Below are 19756 nucleotides of genomic sequence, written 5' to 3'. Positions count from 1 at the left end.
CGTCTCAGCCCTCCACCGGGGGGAAGCTCGGGATCAGCGTTCGCATTTGTGCAAGCAATTCTGGAGACATCCAGACATGTTCAACGAAATGCCCGAGCGTTGGGCGCTCGTCGGTATAGACATAGCGCAGCATGTCTCCGACCGCGCCTTCGAACACCACCGAGTGGCGCTCCTGATCGATCGAGCCCAGATGCGCTTCCCAATTCGCCATTGGCCCGCCGATCCGGGTCGCGATATGATGGAAGCGGATAGCAAGCTCATCCCCTTGCGGCAGGAAATCCCTGAACAGCGGCGCAGTGTCGCCCACCGGCTCGATCAGTTCGATTTCGACGCCCCCCACGACCGCAATGGCGATCTTGAGCACCGGCTTGCCTGTGGGATCTTCCCCTGGCTGGATGTTGCACATCTCGAAGAAGCCGGGCGTACCGTATTCCTGCTTGAGCCTCGCCATGGCAGCGGGCAGGTCATTGGTGACGTAGGCGACCTGACTGTGCAGGCTGTTTGGCCGGGCGAACATGCAATCCTCCTGATGTTAGGCTCCAGACTGGCGGCGAAATACCCTCTCGCACCTGCCGTCCGGTCAGTTGGCCGACATCTTCCCGCCATCGACGACGAGCGTGTCACCGGTGTGGTATGCTGCCATGTCGCTCGCCAGATAGACCACAGCGCCTTCCAGGTCGGCCGGGGTTCCTGCCCTTCCAAGCGGCGCTTTCGATGCGACGATATCGGCGATCTTTCGGCCGATCTCCGGGTCCGCGAACGTCATTTCCGTCTCGATGAAGCCGGGCGCTATGACATTGCAGCGCACACCGAAGTGGCCGAGCTCCGCTGCCAGCGCCTTCGCAAGCGCATTGAGCGCCCCTTTGGCAATACCGTAATGCGCCATAGTCGGCACACCCTGGAAGATCGAGCCGCTGCCGCAGATGATCAGGGAGCCCCCCGGATCGCCAGCCTCGGCGCGGGCCTTCATGTGGCGTGCACCTTCGCGCAGCGTGAAGACCGCACCGTCGAGATTGACGTCGATCAGCTGGCGATACCGTGTGACGTCCATTTCGGTGAACGGCACCTGGCTTGCGATGCCTGCGTTGGCAACAAGCGTGTCGATCCGCCCCATGGCTTCGAGCGCGCGTGAGAACCCGGCGACGATGGCCGGCTCACTGGCCACATCCACACTGTCAGCAAAGACCCGGACTCCATAGGCGCGCAGGGCCGCAGCCGCCTCCTCGTTCTTCTCCCGCCGGCGTCCCCAGATCACGATGTCGCTGCCTGCACGGGCAAGCCCCCGCGCGAAGCCGAAGCCAAGCCCGGAATTTGCCCCTGTGACCAGTGCCACTTTGCCGCTGAGGTCGAACAGGTTCTCCGGCACGCTCTATCTCCCAGTGACCGCTTTGAAGTCTGGCCCGCTCGGCGAAAGATTGCCCGTTGCGGTCTTCACATCAACAATCGGAACTTTCGCAGCCCTGCCAAAGCCATCGCCAAACGGCCTTAGTGCATCAGGGCATCCCGGAACTGCCGCGGGATCACTCCGGTCGCCTTGCGAAATGCGGCGGAGAACGCCGCGGGACTATCGAAACCGCATTCCCACGCGATGACCTTGATAGCCATCTCGGTCTGGCTGAGCCTCTCCTTGGCTCTGAAGATTTTGCGCTCGGTGACGTAGCTGGTGAGCGTTTCGCCGGTGGCAGCTCGGAACGATCGGAAGAAATGACGCGTGGAAAGACCGCAATCTTTTGCCATTTCGGCAATTGAGGGCGGCTTTCCAGGCATTTCGATCCGCTCGTTAATTCGCTCCATTTGACGGCGCGAGAGTGGGCTGCGCGCGCTTCGATCCCCCGTATTCAGCCGCAAATACCGCTGCAACTCTATAGCCGCCTCGAGCCACATTGCCTGCACCAGCAATTCGCTGCAAAACCCGGGCTGTGCAATTTCACCCGCAATACGCCTCAGAGCTGCGCGCACCGCCGCGCTGCGAACGTCGAGCAATGCCAAACCCAAATCGGCTGTTGGACGGCGCGCGTCCGCGAGATCGAAACCGGCTCCGTCAAATCCGCAACAGATGGATTTCTGCTCACCGTCACCCCAGCGCGTATGCAACCTGCTTCCCTCTGGAACGAAGATAATTTCGCCCAGCGCTCCCTCCCCGCCGCTTTCAAAGCCGCCACGCGGACGGCCTGGCCGCGGCGACAAGGCAAGATCCAGAAACCCGCGATGCGAAGTGAAGATGCCTTCCTGCCGCCCGAAAAAACGGTAGCGATGGAGTTTCATCACCACGCCAGGAAGTTCGATGCGCCCTTCGACCCTGCACTCCATCTCCGGAGTGGCTGGCAGGTCGTAGATTTGTGAAACAGTGTCCATCAAACTCTCCCAGGCGCCCTTTCCCGAAATCCGCCGCGCACGGCGACTGGCGTTATGAAGCAGGATTTGGCAGAGCTGCGATGCCCGATCACCTTGCCTAGGACAGGGTCCATCTCCTTAAATGCGGTAAAGGCCAAGGGAGAGTGACATGGTCGATTCCGCTCAGAAGGGGGCAACGCACCCCAACGTTATAGATATCACCGACCTTCATCACCCCGTGCTCGACGAAATCCAGAAGCAGGTGCTCGCCGGCGCCGAAGCTGCCGCTGCGCATATTGTGTTCGAGCCGCAGGTCATTCTGGCAGCCGCCATGGCGCAGACGGGCCTTTCGGATTTCGGCGCCCAGGACTTTCAGGAACGTCTGGCGGTCTGGTGCCAGTCCATCGACGAGGACGAAAACGCCTCTGCCGTGACACGGGCAAATCTGTTCCAGATGATGATCCGCTATGCAGCAACACGTCTGCGCGTCGAGGATATCGTGAAGCGACACCCCGAGATTCTCGAAATACCGATCGAGAGGCCGATCATTGTTGCCGGCCTTCCAAGGTCCGGTACGACGCACTTGCTGGGGCTGCTTGCGGCAGACCGCCGGTTCCGTTCCCTGCCTTGGTGGGAGGCAATCGCGCCGGTAGCAGCGCCCGATGAAACGCCCACACCCCAAGATTCCAACCCGCGCTGGACAAAGGCCGAACAAGGTTGGCGCACAATGGAATCGATACTGCCCTACATGGCGATCATGCACGAATTCTCGCCCGACCACATCAGCGAGGACATCGAGCTGCAGGCAGTCGATTTCTCCTCCTATCTCATAGAATGGCTTGCCCTCGTGCCGCGCTGGCGGGACTATTATCTCAGCCACGATCAGTCCGGAACTTACGCCTATTTGCGCAAATGCATGCAAATCCTGACGTTTCTTAACGGCCCTAATCGGTGGGTCATCAAGTGCCCGCAGCACATGGAACAGCTACCGGCCCTCTACAAGACATTCCCGGATGCGACTTTCGTGCTGACCCATCGCGATCCCGTCGGCTCAATCCGCTCGCAGCTTACGATGTACACTTACGCTGCCCGGATGCTGCGCAAGACCGTCGATATCGCGGAACCGCTCGGCTACTGGCCCGATCGGTATCAGAGGTTGCTGCGTGCCTGCGTCAGGGACCGCGATGTCCTGCCAGCGGACCAGACAATCGATGTCTATTTCGATGAATGGACGCAAGCCCCGGACCGGATACTGAGAGAGATTTATCGCATCGCAGGCGTTGAGCTGACGGACGAAGCGTTGGCTGAACTCCATCGCTATCTCGCCGAGCACGGCGAACAATCGAAAGGAAAGATCGTCTACGACCTGGAACGAGATTTCCTTGTCACAGCGGAAGAGCTGCGCCGGCCGTTCGGGTTCTATTTCGACCGCTTCGATGTCGAGGTTGAAGTGACGTAACTTCCTTCCGCGACCTGTCTTTCGGCAGGTCGTGAGCCGAGGCGCGCTCGCTAACAGCCATGCATCGACCAGACTCCAGCAGAGGAATGCCATGCCTGAATTGAATGTCATTACCCGTGACGGCTCGCAGCAGACGATCGCGGCTTCCGCGAATGCATCGGTAATGGAAGCCATTCGCGATTCCGGCCTCGACGAACTTCTGGCTCTTTGCGGCGGCTGCTGCTCCTGTGCGACATGCCATGTCTACGTCGATCCCTCGTTTGCAGCGACGCTGCCTCCGGTGACGGAGGATGAAAGCGACTTGCTGGATGGGTCGCCTCACCGCGGCGACAGGTCACGACTGTCGTGTCAGCTGATGATGACGGATGCGTTGTCCGGTCTTACCGTGACTATCGCGCCCGAGGATTGATAATACCAATAGACTGAACAGAGAAAGAGAGAGAGAGGACAAACGTGGCCTGGAAAGAATCAATTCGCGAACAACTGGACGTGTCCGCTTCCCCGTTGCTCACCGATGCCCAGAAGAAGATGGTCAAGCACTGGACCGACCTTCAGGAAACCCTGAACGCGGGTGACTTCGATGGCATGGACCGCTTTTTCCATTCCGACTTTCGGTATGGAAACCCCAACCGGCCGGATCTTGGCACTTACGATCAGTGGAAGACCTCGCCGGTTGCGCTGTACAAGACCTTCTTCCCCGCCGCCTACAAGACCATCGACGCGGTAGGCAAGGGCGACGACGAGATCTGGATCTATGCGACCCACTACTGCAAGCACGTAGGCGGCCCGTACATGGGCGTGCAACCGACCGGCAACGAGTTCCAGGTGAACTGGTTCTCGATCGTCAAGTTCAAGGACGAAAAGATCGTCAGCATCTTCAGCATTTCGGACGTTCTCTCGATGCTCAAGGACATCGGTGTGATCGACGTGCCGCAGCCCGTCGACCCCTACAAGTGATTTGCACTTGCTCCCGCCGCGTTGTTCACTCGACAGGCGGGAGCAAGGCCGCAAGCAGAAAAGTGGCCAAATGGGCTGCCTGCTGGTCGGCGTGGTCCGCGTCGACCTCATGCCCGGCGCCCAGTCGTTGCTGCATCGGGACCGCGCAGAAATAGTATCCAACGCCCTGCACAAGCAGGGCCATCAGGGCAGCCGTCGAAAGGCCGTGGACGGGCCGCTGGCGCCTAACCGCATCGAGAAGATCGTCCAGCCTTCGCTGGAATGGCCGCACGAAGTGCTCGACGATGTGATCCAGTCGCCAGGTCGAACGGCAACCTTCGACGTTGGTAAGCGCGACTATGTCGCCGTTTCTCGCCGCCCACAGACAGAACCGCTCCACCAGGTGCCGCAGACGCACTTCGGCGTCAGCCTGCTCGTCGAAAGCAATTTCAACGAAGGGAGAGGCCTGGGCCATCCGCCAATCGACCGCACGGACCCACAGATCCTCCTTTCGTCCGAAACGTACATTCAGGAGATTGTGGCTGACGCCCAGCCGCTTCGAGAGGTCGCGCAAGGTCGTTGCCTCGTATCCGCGCTCTGCAAATGTGGCGAACGCAAGGCCCAGAAGCTTGTCCTCATCCAGCGCCAGGTCGGCATTCTGGGCAGGACGGCCGCGGGCGCGCTGAGGTCTATCGAGCATCAGGAAGGACATATTCAAAAGTCATTGACTTATAAATTGTCACGCGTCAATTTAATCAAAAGGGAGAGTGGATAGACGTTATGAGTCTCGAGAATGATCTCTGGTGGGCGGTAGCCCGTTCCGAGGAAGTGACCTCCCAGAAGCCCCTGTCGGTCGATATTGGCGATCAGCCGCTCGTGCTGTGGCGGGATAACCAGGGCATTGCGCGCGCGCTCGAGGATCGCTGCCCGCACCGCAGGGCTCCTCTCTCGCTCGGCTGCATCCGCGACAATGGCTGGATTCAGTGCGGCTATCACGGATGGAGCTATGACGGCGAGACCGGGCGCCTGAAGGAAATCCCGAACATGAAGGACCAGCAGAAGTTTCCGCCGGTCTACAAGGCCAACGCGTTCGGCGTGTTCGAACAAGGCGGCTTTGTACGTGTGTGCCTGGACCCGAAGGCGAAAGTTCCACTAATAGCCGAGGACAAGTATAACTACTGCGGCACTGCAAACGTGAGTTGCAGCCATCAGGAGTATCTCAATGCTCTCTATGACGATCCCAGCCTGATCCTCAAGATCAGGGGAGTCCGCTTCACGCCATATCTCATGTCTGAACTTCATGAAGAAGATGGCATGCTGGTGATGGAGCGCAATTGTCAGTGGAGCACGCCGCACTGGCCATCGCACTTTGTGTCGGAATTTCCGCTGACGTTGCTGACGCGAACGCACCCGCAGACCGGTCAAACCACGCTCATCCTGCGGGACGATCAATTCAACGAGCTAATGCGAGCGATGCTGTGTCCCGTTCCCTCGGCGCGGGGCGTCACGGCTGTGCGTTGGAGATCTGCACTGGGTGTGCGCCAACCCGGCCTGCACGGCGCAATTCTGCGGGGAATCAATCCGCTTTCGGTACTGTCATCGGTAGACGGATCAAGGCTGCGTGCCACGAAACCCACCGTCTCACTGCACGGCGAGGACCTGCGCAGCGCAATGCTCGAACAGACACCGCTCGTGCGCGACAAGACCGAAGCGGCCTGAAGGAGAAACTAGAGATGCTTGAAGTCGCTGATCGTTCCGCCGAACACGACGGAAGTCCCCCTTCCGGCACCGGCACCGGCTCCGGTCAGATCGCGCTGAATGCGATCAATCGCTGGGTGCCCCACAATATCGTCATGCGCGATACGTGGTTTCCAGTCGCGCACAATTATTCTGTGACGGCCAAGCCCGTCCGACGTGCGGTCTATTCCCATCCGGTTTTTCTCTGGCGCGAGAACGGCACCGTGATCGCCAGTGAATTCCATCCGAACGAACGGATAGCGCGCGACAAGAGCGAATATACCGACGCCCGCGGGTGCTATCCGGTGATGGAGCACTACGGCGTCGTGTGGGTCTGGTTCGGCAATCCGCTCGCAGCAGATCCGGTACACCTTCCGAGCCTGCCGTTCCTGCCGCCGGACGGCGGACTTCCGCGGCACATGACCGCGACGGTACGCTTTGAGAGCGCTGCACCAATCAGCCTCGAAAACCTGATCGACCTTACGCACGCCGATTTCCTTCATGCCGATGTCGTGGGGGATGAGCGATCGGACAGCGAGACAGTGGAAACCTTCTACGACAGCGAAACGGTCACTATGGTTCGCACCTGCGTGAACAAGTCGGTCGCGCCGGTAATGAAGTTCTTCAGCGGCATCAGGCAGCCCACGCAAAACGTGCGCCAAGTCATTCGCATCTACCTCCGCTCGCACTGCGCGATCGCCTATGGCCGGTTCAGCCCAGGGGACGACGTCCCTCTTTTCCATCCGTGTACGCCCGAAACGCGGGATCGCACGCGCATGGAAATGGTGATGAACACGACCAATGCCGGGCTCATGTTCCGTCATGTCATGCCCAAAGCTGGCTACAAGGTTTCGCGCCAGGACAGCTACATGACCTCCCCGCAAAGCCCGCGCTACATGCGTCATACCGACCGCAAGGACCTCCACAGCAAGTTCGACCAGGCTGGTCAGCGTTACCGCATGGCGATGATGGAGTTAGCCGATCGGCAAGCCAACGGCGATTTCGCCTATCGCGACAACGTCAGCGCAGATTGCAGCGAGATCATCGGACTTCGCAAGGAACTCTTCCGGTTCTGACCTGACCTCTCCCCTTGGGCGGACATTAGTGTCCGCCCTTTTTTTTATCTTCGGAGTACTCATGCCCGAGCTTGTCAATGCCGTTGGCGCGGAGCGCCGCTGGTGGGGCGTCATGCCCACTCTTTCCGCCCCGATCATGGCCGGCATTGGCCAGCAAATGGAGCAGGTCGGATTCGAAGGCTGCTTCGCTCTGCAGATTTACGGCCCTCCGTTCATTCCGATGACGGCGACTGCCGCACTGACCCGTAGCCTCAAGGTCGGCACTGGCGTGGCTATCGTCGGCACGCGCAGTCCTCTCGAAACGGCCTATGCGGCGATAGAAGTTGACCGAATCTCCGAAGGGCGCTTCGTGCTGGGCCTTGGCTCCAGCATCAAGAGCTGCGTGACCGGCATGTACGGAGAGCCGGAACGCAAGCTGTTGACGCACCTGCGGGAGAGCGTCGGCGTCATCCGTTACGTGATCGCCAATGCGCATAAGGGCCTCGATCCGATCAAGGGCGAATACTTCACCGCCGATTTCGAGGAAATGATGCTGACCCCGCCGCCGGTTCGCGAGCGCGTTCCGATCTGGATCGCGGCGCTCCAGGACAAGATGACCGCGCTGGCGCTCGAAATCGGCGACGGGCTCATGGTGCACGCCCTTTGGTCTGCGGCCTACACCAGGAGCAAATTGCCCTTCATAAATGAGACACTGGCAAAGCACGGCCGCAGACGTCAGGATATCGAGATTAATGCGTGGCCCTGGATCGCGGTCAACGACGACAAACAGCAGGCGATCAACGACAGCCGTGCTACGGTTGCCGCCTATTCCGGCTACAAGGAATATGAGCCATTCTTCGAGGCGATCGGCTTTGGAGATCAGGCACGGGCCTGCCAACTGAGCCTCGGCGAACATGGAGACATTGCAAAAGTGATCGGCAATGTCTCCGACGAGATGGTGGAGGCCTTCGTCACCTGCGGACCCGTCGATGAGGTGCTTGAGAAGATCGAACCCTTCTGGGAGGTGGTCGATTCGCTTTGCCCGATGACGCCTTACCGCGATCTAACGCTGGAACAGTTGACCCAGTACAATTCAGGCCTCTTCCAATTGGTCGCTGCCGCTAAGACACGAGCAGGCACGGCAATTCCGGCGCCGGCCTGATCAGCGTAGCCTATTGCACCATTTGCCGAGAAAGAATGCCACGGGCCGGCGTCGGGGATTAAGATTGCCCCCGCGCATGCCCGTGCAGGCGAAACGCGAAATTGGTGCCACCGGGCCATGGAAGCAGCGGATGTGTGCGCTGCCCACCTTGTCATCGCTGCCTGCTGCGGAATCCGGACCATCAGATTGGCCGGCTTTGGTGCGATGAAGGCTCGATTGCGGTTTGCTGGCGGCGACGGAGCGACCGGATTTTGGCGACGCAAAGCGTACTCTCAACGCGAAAATACTGAATGGATGTGCGGCTCGCCAACGCCTGGTTCAAGAACGGCCGACGGCGATCGAATAAGGCAGATCACCCATGTGCGATCGAACTTGACCACCAGTCCAACTCGGTTGCCTCCTGGAAAATGCGAAACCGTACTTGCTCGCATGCGAGAGCCACTACGTCGGGGGCTGCCGCCAGCCCGCAGAATGTGCATCGGATCATCTCGTCCATATAGTCATGCGGATCGCTTATTCCGCGAACGAGGCGCCGCCGAGCTTCGACAGTCATTCCCACGATGAGGTCTACGGCGGCGTCCGCCGATGTGAACATTATCTGGCCACCATCCCTGGCACCCTCCAGCGCATCGCGAACCATGAGGTCAAACGCTCGCTCGCGCGCAAAATAATCCACAAAGTCGATGCGGCAGGTAAAGCCTCCCCACCGCGGATCGTGTAGCGCGCGCAGCATCACCATCATCGCACCGCCCACGGCCCGCACCAGTGGATCAGAAATATCCTCGAACAAGCGGCGATAATCGGCGATCATGCCCACCGTCATCGCCTCTGCCAACTCCTCGACTACCGCATCGATGGATTCGAAATACTTGTAGAAACTCCCACGCGAGACGTCCGCCAGCTTGATCACGTCGTCGATGAGGACATGCTGCGCGGCCTGGCCTGGCTGGTAGAGTTCAAGTACCGCCTCAATCAGCCTCTGCCGCATCCGCTCGCGCCGCAGCGCTGCTGCCTTGCTGCGCGGATCCGGCTCTTGAAGGTGGGAGGCAACCGAGGACATGCTGTCCTATTGCATGGGATGGAAATAGCGCGCAAGCAGGCTGCCATCATCGCTGAACACATACTGTTCGATGCTATACGCAGTGATGGCTTGCCCCTGATATTCCCCTTCGTTGCGGACGTAGATTACGGCTTCGTTGCCGCTGACTTTCACATCTTCCACGAAAAGCTTCCAGCCCGCATATTCACGGCATAGTGCCTCCAGCTTGTCCCACCCTTCCTGGATCGGACCTGTTGCTGGATCCTGCACCCTAAACCCTCCAGGCGCGATAGCCCTGAACGCCGCCAGAAAATCGTCGAGCCGCCCGGCGGTGAACATCTCGGCTTGCTCTTTGAGGAAGGTCGCGATTGCCTGAGGTGTTGGAATGGGCATCATTTTCTCTCCTGTGGTGAAAGGGTTATCGGTCGTTTGAAAGGACAGGCACCGGCCCGATGTCGGGAATGAGGCGGATGTTCGATGCACGGCCCGTGATTGCCCGCCCGTAAAGCTCCAGGGACAAATGGCTATTGAGCGCGTTGTGGCGCGTGCCCACGCTGAGGTCGCGCCAGAAGCGCTGCAAGGGATTGGACAACGCGAAGGCACCAGGTCCGGCCACGTCCATCAGCCGCTCGCCTGCCCCACGCAGTAGTTCCATGGCATAACCACAGTCCGCCTGGATCCGCGCCTTGTCGTATCCAGTCAAGACCCGTTGCTGTGCCGCCTCGTCCAGCATCGCGGCAGCTTGACGGACGTGCAGCCAGGCCGAGTCGATTTCCATTGCCGCGCGTCCTGTCATTCCGATCAAGGCTTCGGAGGCAGTCTGAGTGGTAAAAGTCCAGCCTACGACCGGCCGCCGGTCCATCACCTCTACTACGTGCTCCAGCATCGCCATTGCTGCGCCGAGCATCGGCGCCAACACGCCCAGCGGGAACAACGGCTCCATCGGCCAGCGGTCCCGCGCCTCGAGACCTTCCATCTCGAGGAGCACTTCTGGTGGAGGTGTATCACTGGGTTTCAGGATCAACTCTTCCGGCACGAACACGTTTTCGGCAACGATCATGTTGCTCCCCGAGCCGGCCATACCTGCAACATGCCAGTTGTCCTCGATGGAACATGCCGGATCATGAAGGTCCAAGAATGCCATGGCTGGCTGCGCGCCAACCGCTGTATCAAGCATGATGCCGTTCAGCGCCCAATCGGCATGAAGGCATCCGGAACCGTATCCCCACCGTCCCGAGACGAGGTAACCGCCGGGTACTCCCGTCGCGTTGCCGCTGGGCGCCGATGCGCTGCAGAACAGTTCACCCCCATGACGAAAAAGCAGCTCTGTCATCGACGGCCCTAATCCAAGAGCAGTACCGGTTATTCCGCTCAGCAAACCGTAGGCCCAGCCGGTGCCCGGGCAGGCACGAGCGAGTTCCGCCACCGTTTCAATATGGGTGATCAGTTTATGCCCCGGCCCTCCAGCGCGCCGGGGTGCAGTAATGTGAAACAAGCCGGAGTTGCGCAAAGCCTCCATCACCGGCGCGACGATGCGGCGTTCCTTTTCGCATCTGTCGGCATTTGCTGCAAGCAATGGGCGTAATGCGCGAGCCGCGTTCACAGGATTCTCGACGCAGGCGACAGTCAATTTGCCAGTGTGAAACGTGCCGATTTGCATCCCTGCCTCCTATAATGACAAATTCGTCATTATTCAATTTCGGGCGATTTGCAAACAGCGTTGTCAAAGAACGGGCTAAGAATTCTCGCCGCGCATAACCTCGACGGGGAAGAATGCCGATATTCCGTGAAGCGCGAAGTGCCGAGACTGAGCGAAAGCCAGCAAAGCCACGTTCTGCTCAATGTTCGTCACCGACCAGAATCTGCTTGTTTCGAAGGCAGATCCTTGCACCAGAAAAACCGAAACCAATTTGGGCCTCACCCCCTCCGAAGATAGGAATCGAAACGAGATAGATCTCTATAGCTCCCGCCGTCTGCCCGTTCTTTAGCGGCGGGGAATATCTACGCGCGGCGCAAGAAGCCGGACGCAAGTGGGAGGCGATACATGAAAACTAAATTCGTCCGCATCGTAGCGGGGACCGGGCTCTGTGCAATGAGCGTGCTTCCTGTTCAGGCATGGGCCGCCGATGGCCCGCCCACGCCCGACCGGACCGCTGAAGCGCAGTCCTCCGCCGCCCCGTCCCTGACCGGCGAGATCGTCGTCACAGCGCGGCGGCGTGAGGAGCGGCTTCAGGACGTGCCTGTATCGGTCGTAGCATTCTCCGATACCGCCCTTGAACGTAGCAGCGTCCAGACGATTGCCGATATTCGGACTATCTCGCCCGGTCTTACATTCAGTTCGGAGGGCGGCAAGGACAACACCTCGGTTTCACTTCGCGGGATCGGGCAGATACCGACTGGCGAAGTCACGCCCGGTGTAGTTACCTATTTCGCGAACGTGCCCCTTGCCTCGCTCGGCTCGAACGTGCCGACGTTCGATATCGGCAACATCCAGGTCCTCAAGGGCCCGCAGGGCACTTTGTTCGGCCGCAACACCCTTGGCGGTGCAGTTCTGATATCCCCGCAATCACCTGGCCAGGACTTTGGCGGTTATCTGCAGGGGACTTACGGCAATTACGACTATCGCGAAGTTCAGGGCGCCCTCAACGTCCCGGTCATCGCGGACGTTCTGGCCATCCGCGTTGCAGGACAGATCAGACGGCGCGATCCGATGACATATTCGATCAACGGCGGCGATGGGTTCAATGACGTCCATCAGGACAGCGCACGAGCCTCGGTACTCTTCACGCCCGCCGACTGGCTGAAGAGCACGACCATTTTCGACTACTTCAAAGCCAGGGAATCTGCTTCAGGGTATTATCTGCTTCGCCAGAACTTCAGCTTTACGGACCTGTTCGCCCCGTCGGTCGGCGCGGCTGCGGGGTCACTGATCGGCGCTTCCCTTGATGCTCAGACAGCGCAGTATCTCGCGTTGCAGAAGCAGAATTTCTACGGTGCGTTCACGGACGATTCGGGATCCGGCCGTGCCAATCGTCGCAACTGGGGCATTTCGAACGACACATCCGCAAGTTTCGGCCAATTCACGCTGCGAAACATTTTCGGTTATCGCAAGAATCGCAGCGACCAATTGATCAACACTTCTGCTCTCGGCCCAATGTACCTGCCGGGCGCCGCACTGGGCAGTCCGGTGGATGTTCCCTTCACGGTATTCCATGCGGCTGCGCTGATTCAGCGCCAGTATCTGACCGACGAAGTGCAGTTCCTTGGCAGCTTCGACCGATTCAATTTCATTGTCGGCGGCTTCTATAGCCATGACACACCCGATGGTCCCTCCGGTTCGACATTCTCCGCATTCACCACGCCCGGAACACCTGCCGCAGTCGTCACCGCCAATGTCAGGAACACCAACTACGCTGCGTTCGGACAGATCTCCTACAAGGTGACGGACGCCGTCACGCTCAACGCCGGCCTGCGCTACAGCTGGGACCGTGTGTCGGCTTGCGGCGGCGCCATCGGAACTTCCTATGCCGAGGATTCGACCTGCCGGTCGCTTGCAGAGCTCAATCTTCCCGACGGCATCGGCGTGGTATCCAATCGCGGCTCCGCGCCCAGTTGGACGATTGGTGCGGATTGGAAGGCCGCGCCTGACCTCCTGCTTTATGTGGTAAGCCGTCGCGGCTACCGCGGTGTCAATGTAAACACGCCGCTGTTCGAAACGCGCTTTACGACCGGGGGAACCGACCCCGCCTGCGGATCCGGCTCGGGTCAATGCGTTGATTTGCGGCCATTCCAGAAAACCGGGAAAGAGACGCTTACCGATATCGAGATCGGCGAGAAATGGACGTTCAACATCGCCGGTGCCCACGGTCACATCAACACAGCAGCCTATTACAGCAAGTATAAAAACGCGTTGCAATTTCTGAACGCGCAAACATTGATTCCCGCTTCCGCCCCGGACAGTCCCACCAACGGTTCGTTCGGCGTGAACGCTGCAGACCTGTCGATCTATGGCGTGGAACTGGATGCCGCCGTCAGCCCCAGCAGAAACCTGACGGTCTCCTTCAACGGCGCTTATACGCACATGAGGGTAGACAAGCTCACGCTGCCCGACGTGGAGGGAATTTCCTTCACCTCTTCCGACGTAAACAAATACGCGCCGACCTTTTCCGGCACTTTCAGCGCGAACTGGACTTTGCCTGTCCGTCCGGCGGACGGTGATCTGGTGCTGAGCGGTGACCTGTTCATGACTGCGGACTTCGGTGGTCAATATGGTGAAAAGCTGCCAGGCTACAATCTCGTCAACATGCGCCTGGACTGGGAGAACATCGCTCATACTGGCGTCGATCTCAGCTTCTTCGTCCGCAATCTGACCAAGGAGCGATATTTCGCGGCTGCGGATGTCCTGCTCAAGAGCTTCCCGGTCAATTCGGTAGCTGTAGGCGATCCGCGCACTTACGGGGTCGTTGCCAAGGTCCAGTTCTGAAATCAATTCGGCTCCGCGTTATCCGCGGAGCCGATCAGGTAATCTTGTGGGGAGCGGTCAGTCTGCGACTGACCGCTCCGTTTTCATTAGTGTGCGGCCGCTTGCATATCCATGACATCGCCGAAATATGGAGTGTGGTGGCAAATACCGCCATCGACCGAGAAGACTTGGCCCGTGACGAATGCCGAAAGATCCGAGGCAAGGAACAGCACGGCCCCGGCGATATCGTCAGGCACGCTTTCTCGTGGCAACAGGACATGCCGCTGGATCATGCGCAGTTGTTCTGCAGGCATCATTTCGCGCGCCTGCGGTGTAAGAACCAAACCGGGCATCACTGCGTTGCAGCGGATGTTCTGGCGGCCCAACTGGGCGGCAGTGTTGCGCGTAAGACTGTTCACCGCTCCTTTCGAGGAAGAATAGGCCGGGTTGAAGACATCCCCGAGGATCGAAACGCCCGTGCTTGTATTGATGATCGACCCACCGCCCGCGGCGATCATGTGGGGAGCGACGTGTTTGATCATCAGCATCGTGCCGCGCGTGTTGATACGAAACGCTGCATCCCAAACCGCTGCGTCCATATCGACCAGAGCACCGTCAGCGGCCATTTGGTTGACGGCGGTGTTGGCGGCATTGTTGTGCAGGACATCAATCCGGCCATGAGCCGTGATCACTGCGTAGACCAATGCAGCGATACTCGCCTCTTCTGCAAGATCGAGCGGACATGCCATCGCCTCCCCACCGGCGGCGCGGATGCTCTTCGCCACGCGCTCTGCTCCCGCCAGATTAATGTCTGCCAGAACCACTTTAGCGCCCTCGCAAGCGAGCTTGCGAGCGCATGCTTCCCCGATGTTGGATCCCGATCCCGTGACGACGGCGATTTTTCCCTGAACCAGTCCCATCCTCACTCTCCCAGCAGTATCTTCCAGGTCCCCAGTTCCTCGCCCGCGACGAAGAACCGCTCGTTCATAGGCAACCCGTTCTGGCCCCAGGAGTCGTGGTTGGCGACCCACGCCTGAATTCCGTACATCACCCACAAGCGCGTCTGCTCCCAGACCTCCTCGAAACTGGGAATTCCGGGAACGCCCGTCGCGGTCAGGTAAGACAGATACTGCTTGAGCAGATCCTTGTGATGGGCGCGCCGCTCTTCGATGGTCAGCGATCCGACTAGGAAATAAGTAAGATCACGCCACGGACGTCCACGTCGCACCAGTTGCCAATCCAACCAAAGCCTTTCCCCGCCAGGCAGGATATAGGTGTTCCCCTGGTGGCAATCACCCAGTGCGATGCAATAGGGCGCGTCATAGGCACGCTCAAGTTCGCCCAGCCGGTCGAATGCGCGCTCGACGCGGCGCGGATCGTCAAGATAGTGCTTTGGCGCGATCGCGCGGAAATTCGGATCCTTCAGATTGTCGTCGATCCACTGCCACATGATGCGGACCTGGTCGCTGTCGACCGGAGTATCCATCTGCGTCTGCAGCCACGGGGCATTGGCCTTGGAGATTTTTTCGCTTCCCCAGAGACTGGCGTGAAGACCAGCCAGTCCCTCGAGGTTGGAGGCGATCATGTCGATGCCGGAGTGCTGCGTACTGTGACCAAAGTGTCCACCGCGATCATTGAGGTCTTCCAGCACGAGCAGGCCGTGAGCGCTGCCATCGTCGTCCCAGTCGGCGTAATAGCACTGCGCGGTGGGAACCTTCATTTCCTTGGCGAGGAAATGATAGAACCGGGCCTCGACGGCATGGATATCGACATTGTCGAAGCTGCCCGACCAGTTGGCCTTCAGGCACAGGTTCGCGGGGAGCCCGGCGGCAAGCCCCGCTTCGTTCCAATCCACTTTGACGCGCCACTTGGTCGTGTGGCTGTTCAGCAGCTGGACCGTTTCCATGCTGCGTGCCGCGACGCCGGAATACTTGTGGGCCATAATCGATCCCAACCACGCGGCATCGATCCCCTCCATCGAGGTCGGCAGATGACCAGTTCGGGTGGGATAAGGACGAGGCACACAATCAGGATCGACCGTCGCATTGCGGTATTGCGGTTGGGCTTGTGGGTCCATCGAACTCTCCTGATGTGTTCTTGTGTTACAGCGTCGTCCGTCCCGGCGAAGGCCCTCGAACCTGGGCCGAGGGAGCTTGCCGGCTTTGCGGACCGATTTTACGCTGCATCCGGGATACCGAGCATCGCAGGCGCAACCGAAGCGCAACCTGCCCGAAGAGAGGGACCACCCCGACCTTCGACGGAGACCTGGGATACGGCTTTTTGCAGGTTTTGGCGCTCATCCATGGTCCCCATCTCGACCTAAGCCAATTGCGCGTGGCGCTTGCCACCGAGGGCCAACTATCAATCGGCCCTTCCAGTCGCCCCGCTGCGCCAAGGTGCCGATCCGATCTGCCGAGAGCTGGCGCGACGAAGTGAGCTGTACGATGAGTGTTACTGCGTGGTCCGGGAAATCACGACGCCGGCCCCGTCTCTACGGAATGGTTAGGCACAGCGCGCCGGCTTTGGGATTGACGGCGCTCGGCAGCGCTCGTCGCGGCGGTGTTCGATCTGGACTTCGATGGGCGGGTCTGGTTCTGGCGTGGGTATTGGGACGCGTCCGACGGCACGAGGCTGGGGAGCGTTCACGGTGCGGCGATGCGGCCCAAATTCTGTGCCGAATGAAGCGGCGTTGCCGCGTAGCGCGGTAGCCGTCGACCTTCGTCACGTTCCTTGCTGCGCGCTCCGCCCCGGATGGCGGCGATTATGGTCAATCAACCGATGCGTCGCGGGGGCCGCCTCGGCAGCCTTATTGCCGCTGCCCTCCGGCAATGCACAGCACAGGGCGCTTCCCGCCGGGACGAGAAGCGCCGTGTATGTGACTTGAGAGCTAGTTTGCGAGTGTCAGGGCCTGCGCCATCGAATTGCCCGCAATAAAGCCGGTGACCATGGCAGGACCTACGTTGCACCCATGCGCAGGCGATTTGCCTCGCCAGATCGAATTGGCATCCAACCCGGCAGCATAAAGACCGGGAACAGGTGTGCCGTCTCCCCCTACCACGCGAAACTGCGCGTCGACCTTGAGGCCCACGGTCGTCGAGCCATCGCCGGGGTAGATCTTGATCGCATAGAATGGAGCCCGCTCGACGCGCCCCAGGCAGGGATTGGGCTTGTTCCGGGGATCGCCGATCTCGATGTCGATCTGTGTCTCTCCCTTTCCGAAGTCGGCGTCATGCCCGATCTCCGCATAGCGGTTGATCTTGGCCACGCTGGCGACAAGGCCGTCCGGTTCTACGCCGATTTTCTCTGCGAGTTCGCGAAGACTGCGCCCCTCGGTCACATAGCCTGCTGCGATAAGCTTCTTGAGACCGCCGCCGCCGGGATAGACCATGCCCATGCCGTACTTCTTGATGAAATCGGCATCGCAGATGATGTGGGCCGGAACAGCTCCGTCACGGTGCATCGCTTCAACGAAATGCACAGATGCTTCATTACCGAAGCGCTCGCCCTTGGCGTTGACCGCTATGCATCCGGGCTTCGACATATCGATGAGATGGGCATAGCGTGCCACGTATCCGTCGGGCCGCGTGAGCTTGGAGACCACCGCCCATACCGCGTTGACCAGATTTTCCTCGGCAAGCGCGCCGCCTGCCTCCAATCCCATGTTCATGCCGTCGCCCGTGTTTTCGTAGGGGAGGATCGAGACATGGTTTTCGGCAAAAGGGATATAAGCCTTGCGAAGCTGCTCGCTGGCGGAAAATCCACCCGATGCCAGCAGGACGCCCAGCCTTGCACCGATCTCTTCGTCACCTACCCGAACGCCGGTCACCCGGCCGGACTGCACCAGCAAATGATCGACCGGCGCATTGGTGCGCAGCGTAATCCCCGCGTCGAGCGCGGAGCGAAGGAGACGGGCCGCCAGTGCATTTCCCATCGTGAGACGCGTGCCGCGAGGATAGCGGCGAAGCTTGTCGAACCCGAATTTGGCAGCCAGCTTGCCGAAGTGCACGAGCGATTTTGCCGAGGGCATTTGCGCAAGATATGGCAGATCGAACAGGTCGATCATGAAGCCTCCCGGCGCGTTGAACTCTTCCCGCGCGGGCCTCAGCTGCGCGAAGTGTTCGCCCAGCTTCTTGCCATCGTACACCTTAGGGGCGAGCAAACGACCGTGATCGGCTGCGCCGTCAACTTCGGGATACCAATCGCTGCTCGGCGGCGAGAGCAGGAATTCGACCCGGCTGTTTTTTTCCAGCCACTCCACCATCCGGGGCCCTGCATCGAGGTAGGCATCAATGAGCGCCGGCTCGGCCGAGGGACCTATGACATCCAGGACGTATTGCCGCGCCCTGTCCTTGCTGTCGTCGACCCCGGCGGCCCGCGCCTGCGGGCTTACCGGAACCCAGATACCGCCGCCCGAGATCGAGGTCGTTCCCCCAAAATGCGATGCCTTCTCGAGAACGATCACCGACTTCCCCGCCGCCGCCGCGCGCAGCGCGGCAGTCATGCCTGCCGCGCCCGAACCCACCACGACCACATCATACTGGGTCATTGCTACCTCCCGTTTTTCGATTTGGATGGAACGGCGCTCACCAAACCCGTCGTTCCGACGGCCCAGTTCAGATTTTCGGCATGATCTCTTGCGCGACCCACTGCAGCCGCTCGACGTATTCATCCATTCCACCAATCCCTGGCGGCAGAGGGACGATCGTCTCGTTGACACCCAGGTCGCGAAGCCATCCGATCTGGTCGATGATCTTCTGCGCGTCGCGAGTTCCTGGCGCGCGCGGGTCGTCCATGATTTCGTGATGCGCACCGACATTGAGCATTTCGAGCGCGAAGAACAAGTCGATGGGGCGCCCGTCATATTCGGGCTGGGACCGGATGAAATCCAGGCACTCCGGGAATTTTTCGGGCGGTGTCCTGAACGGAGACCAACCGTCGCCAAACTTTGCCACGCGCTTGAGAACAGCTTCCGCGTCGCCGCCGAACCAGATCGGCAGGCCCGGCTTTTGGACCGGCTTCGGTGCGAACCCGACATTGCTGAATTTCACGAACTCGCCGTCGAATTCCGGATTGTCAGCGGTCCACAGCTCGATGATCGCAGCCACGTACTCGTCGGCCATTCGTCCCCGGTTATGGAAATCCACTCCCAGCATGTCGAACTCTTCCTTGAGCCATCCCACGCCGAACAGCGCGGTCGCCCGCCCACCGCTCAACCAGTCGAGCGTAGACCATGCCTTGGCCTGGACGATCGGGTTTTGGAGGGGCAGGATCGTGACCGAAGAGCTGACTTTCATCCTGGAGGTTCGGCCGGCAAGGAATGCGAGAGCCACTGTTCCATGAACGTAATGGTCGCCTGACAGTTCGATGTGCTCACGGGGAATTATGAAATGCTCGCCCAGCATGCACTTGTTGAAGCCGAGATCGTCTGCAATTTTCAGCGCATGCCCAATATCGTCGCCCGTCAGGGCATGCTCCCAGGGCTGGGTCATCGCAGCCACGTGCATGCTGTTGGGCACACTGACGTTCAGTTTCATCTGCTGTCCTCTCACGATGTCGGGCGAATAGTGAAGCG

The 19756-nt window shown here is 59.9% G+C and carries 18 protein-coding genes; 7 read left to right on the top strand and 11 right to left on the bottom strand.

What is annotated here, in order from left to right; genetic code table 11:
* Positions 1-4: 4 nt before the first annotated feature.
* The 3 genes from ACLIMP_RS18030 to ACLIMP_RS18020 all read right to left on the bottom strand — a co-directional run bounded on the left by ACLIMP_RS18030 (position 5) and on the right by ACLIMP_RS18020 (position 2355).
* Positions 5-517 carry a VOC family protein gene (locus ACLIMP_RS18030; protein WP_443478725.1) on the bottom strand — a complete coding sequence of 171 codons (513 nt, stop codon included), beginning with the start codon at positions 515-517 and terminating at the stop codon, positions 5-7.
* A 63-nt stretch (positions 518-580) separates the two neighbouring features.
* Complete coding sequence (locus ACLIMP_RS18025; RefSeq protein WP_133085074.1) at positions 581-1366, bottom strand: SDR family NAD(P)-dependent oxidoreductase; 786 nt, start codon at positions 1364-1366, stop codon at positions 581-583.
* Between the two features lie 119 nt (positions 1367-1485).
* A complete protein-coding gene (locus ACLIMP_RS18020; RefSeq protein WP_443478724.1) occupies positions 1486-2355 on the bottom strand; it encodes a helix-turn-helix transcriptional regulator in 870 nt (289 codons plus the stop codon).
* A gap of 241 nt (positions 2356-2596) precedes the next feature.
* Between ACLIMP_RS18020 and ACLIMP_RS18015 the strand changes: the two genes are divergently transcribed.
* From ACLIMP_RS18015 to ACLIMP_RS18005, 3 genes are all read left to right on the top strand, one after another.
* A complete protein-coding gene (locus ACLIMP_RS18015) occupies positions 2597-3793 on the top strand; it encodes a sulfotransferase family protein (protein ID WP_443478723.1) in 1197 nt (398 codons plus the stop codon).
* Between the two features lie 91 nt (positions 3794-3884).
* Positions 3885-4202, top strand: coding sequence for a 2Fe-2S iron-sulfur cluster-binding protein (locus ACLIMP_RS18010; RefSeq protein ID WP_133085071.1), 318 nt, complete (start codon positions 3885-3887; stop codon positions 4200-4202).
* A 44-nt stretch (positions 4203-4246) separates the two neighbouring features.
* The gene (locus ACLIMP_RS18005; RefSeq protein WP_133085070.1) at positions 4247-4750 is read left to right on the top strand and encodes an ester cyclase; all 504 of its coding nucleotides are present in this window, start codon (positions 4247-4249) and stop codon (positions 4748-4750) included.
* A gap of 25 nt (positions 4751-4775) precedes the next feature.
* Here ACLIMP_RS18005 and ACLIMP_RS18000 read toward each other — a convergent pair whose 3' ends face one another.
* Positions 4776-5429, bottom strand: a complete 654-nt coding sequence (locus tag ACLIMP_RS18000) for a TetR/AcrR family transcriptional regulator (protein ID WP_236549394.1) — start codon at positions 5427-5429, stop codon at positions 4776-4778.
* Positions 5430-5509: 80 nt separating this feature from the next.
* On the opposite strand from ACLIMP_RS18000, the gene ACLIMP_RS17995 reads away from it, so the two are divergent.
* The 3 genes from ACLIMP_RS17995 to ACLIMP_RS17985 all read left to right on the top strand — a co-directional run bounded on the left by ACLIMP_RS17995 (position 5510) and on the right by ACLIMP_RS17985 (position 8683).
* Positions 5510-6448, top strand: coding sequence for a Rieske 2Fe-2S domain-containing protein (locus tag ACLIMP_RS17995; protein ID WP_133085068.1), 939 nt, complete (start codon positions 5510-5512; stop codon positions 6446-6448).
* Positions 6449-6462: 14 nt separating this feature from the next.
* Positions 6463-7542, top strand: a complete 1080-nt coding sequence (locus ACLIMP_RS17990) for an aromatic ring-hydroxylating oxygenase subunit alpha (RefSeq protein WP_443478722.1) — start codon at positions 6463-6465, stop codon at positions 7540-7542.
* Between the two features lie 61 nt (positions 7543-7603).
* Complete coding sequence (locus tag ACLIMP_RS17985; RefSeq protein WP_443478721.1) at positions 7604-8683, top strand: LLM class flavin-dependent oxidoreductase; 1080 nt, start codon at positions 7604-7606, stop codon at positions 8681-8683.
* A 352-nt stretch (positions 8684-9035) separates the two neighbouring features.
* Here the strand turns inward: ACLIMP_RS17985 and ACLIMP_RS17980 are convergent, their stop codons facing one another.
* Genes ACLIMP_RS17980 through ACLIMP_RS17970 form a run of 3 tightly spaced genes read right to left on the bottom strand, consistent with a single transcriptional unit; the run spans position 9036 to position 11382 of the window.
* The gene (locus ACLIMP_RS17980; RefSeq protein ID WP_133085066.1) at positions 9036-9743 is read right to left on the bottom strand and encodes a TetR/AcrR family transcriptional regulator; all 708 of its coding nucleotides are present in this window, start codon (positions 9741-9743) and stop codon (positions 9036-9038) included.
* A 6-nt stretch (positions 9744-9749) separates the two neighbouring features.
* Positions 9750-10118 (bottom strand): hypothetical protein, encoded by a 369-nt coding sequence (locus ACLIMP_RS17975; RefSeq protein WP_443478720.1) that lies wholly within the window; start codon positions 10116-10118, stop codon positions 9750-9752.
* Positions 10119-10140: 22 nt separating this feature from the next.
* Positions 10141-11382: an acyl-CoA dehydrogenase family protein gene (locus tag ACLIMP_RS17970; protein WP_443478719.1), complete on the bottom strand. Its 1242-nt coding sequence runs from the start codon at positions 11380-11382 to the stop codon at positions 10141-10143.
* 384 nt (positions 11383-11766) lie between these two features.
* Between ACLIMP_RS17970 and ACLIMP_RS17965 the strand changes: the two genes are divergently transcribed.
* Positions 11767-14205 carry a TonB-dependent receptor gene (locus tag ACLIMP_RS17965; RefSeq protein WP_443478718.1) on the top strand — a complete coding sequence of 813 codons (2439 nt, stop codon included), beginning with the start codon at positions 11767-11769 and terminating at the stop codon, positions 14203-14205.
* Positions 14206-14291: 86 nt separating this feature from the next.
* On the opposite strand, the gene ACLIMP_RS17960 is transcribed toward ACLIMP_RS17965, so the two are convergent.
* The 4 genes from ACLIMP_RS17960 to ACLIMP_RS17945 form a co-directional block, all read right to left on the bottom strand.
* On the bottom strand, positions 14292-15104 hold the full coding sequence (locus ACLIMP_RS17960; RefSeq protein ID WP_236549397.1) for an SDR family NAD(P)-dependent oxidoreductase: 813 nt from the start codon (positions 15102-15104) through the stop codon (positions 14292-14294).
* 2 nt (positions 15105-15106) lie between these two features.
* Entirely contained in the window at positions 15107-16261 is a 1155-nt protein-coding gene (locus ACLIMP_RS17955; protein ID WP_443478717.1) for an oxidoreductase family protein, read from the bottom strand.
* 810 nt (positions 16262-17071) lie between these two features.
* The gene (locus tag ACLIMP_RS17950; RefSeq protein ID WP_443478716.1) at positions 17072-18730 is read right to left on the bottom strand and encodes an FAD-dependent oxidoreductase; all 1659 of its coding nucleotides are present in this window, start codon (positions 18728-18730) and stop codon (positions 17072-17074) included.
* A 67-nt stretch (positions 18731-18797) separates the two neighbouring features.
* On the bottom strand, positions 18798-19718 hold the full coding sequence (locus ACLIMP_RS17945; protein ID WP_133085063.1) for a TIGR03619 family F420-dependent LLM class oxidoreductase: 921 nt from the start codon (positions 19716-19718) through the stop codon (positions 18798-18800).
* Positions 19719-19756 lie beyond the last annotated feature (38 nt).

Source organism: Novosphingobium aeonii, from assembly GCF_052279045.1.
Taxonomy (GTDB): Bacteria; Pseudomonadota; Alphaproteobacteria; order Sphingomonadales; family Sphingomonadaceae; genus Novosphingobium.
Note: the sequence above shows the minus strand (reverse complement) of the source record. Positions and strands in the feature narration are given on the sequence as shown.

Coding starts and splice junctions, on each gene's coding strand:
- ACLIMP_RS17945 (WP_133085063.1), bottom strand. CDS start 19,718: ATGAAACTGAACGTCAGTGTGCCCAACAGCATGCACGTGGCTGCGATG.
- ACLIMP_RS17975 (WP_443478720.1), bottom strand. CDS start 10,118: ATGATGCCCATTCCAACACCTCAGGCAATCGCGACCTTCCTCAAAGAG.
- ACLIMP_RS17970 (WP_443478719.1), bottom strand. CDS start 11,382: ATGCAAATCGGCACGTTTCACACTGGCAAATTGACTGTCGCCTGCGTC.
- ACLIMP_RS17955 (WP_443478717.1), bottom strand. CDS start 16,261: ATGGACCCACAAGCCCAACCGCAATACCGCAATGCGACGGTCGATCCT.
- ACLIMP_RS18000 (WP_236549394.1), bottom strand. CDS start 5,429: ATGCTCGATAGACCTCAGCGCGCCCGCGGCCGTCCTGCCCAGAATGCC.
- ACLIMP_RS17980 (WP_133085066.1), bottom strand. CDS start 9,743: ATGTCCTCGGTTGCCTCCCACCTTCAAGAGCCGGATCCGCGCAGCAAG.
- ACLIMP_RS18020 (WP_443478724.1), bottom strand. CDS start 2,355: ATGGACACTGTTTCACAAATCTACGACCTGCCAGCCACTCCGGAGATG.
- ACLIMP_RS18010 (WP_133085071.1), top strand. CDS start 3,885: ATGCCTGAATTGAATGTCATTACCCGTGACGGCTCGCAGCAGACGATC.
- ACLIMP_RS17950 (WP_443478716.1), bottom strand. CDS start 18,730: ATGACCCAGTATGATGTGGTCGTGGTGGGTTCGGGCGCGGCAGGCATG.
- ACLIMP_RS17960 (WP_236549397.1), bottom strand. CDS start 15,104: ATGGGACTGGTTCAGGGAAAAATCGCCGTCGTCACGGGATCGGGATCC.
- ACLIMP_RS18030 (WP_443478725.1), bottom strand. CDS start 517: ATGTTCGCCCGGCCAAACAGCCTGCACAGTCAGGTCGCCTACGTCACC.
- ACLIMP_RS17965 (WP_443478718.1), top strand. CDS start 11,767: ATGAAAACTAAATTCGTCCGCATCGTAGCGGGGACCGGGCTCTGTGCA.
- ACLIMP_RS17990 (WP_443478722.1), top strand. CDS start 6,463: ATGCTTGAAGTCGCTGATCGTTCCGCCGAACACGACGGAAGTCCCCCT.
- ACLIMP_RS17995 (WP_133085068.1), top strand. CDS start 5,510: ATGAGTCTCGAGAATGATCTCTGGTGGGCGGTAGCCCGTTCCGAGGAA.
- ACLIMP_RS17985 (WP_443478721.1), top strand. CDS start 7,604: ATGCCCGAGCTTGTCAATGCCGTTGGCGCGGAGCGCCGCTGGTGGGGC.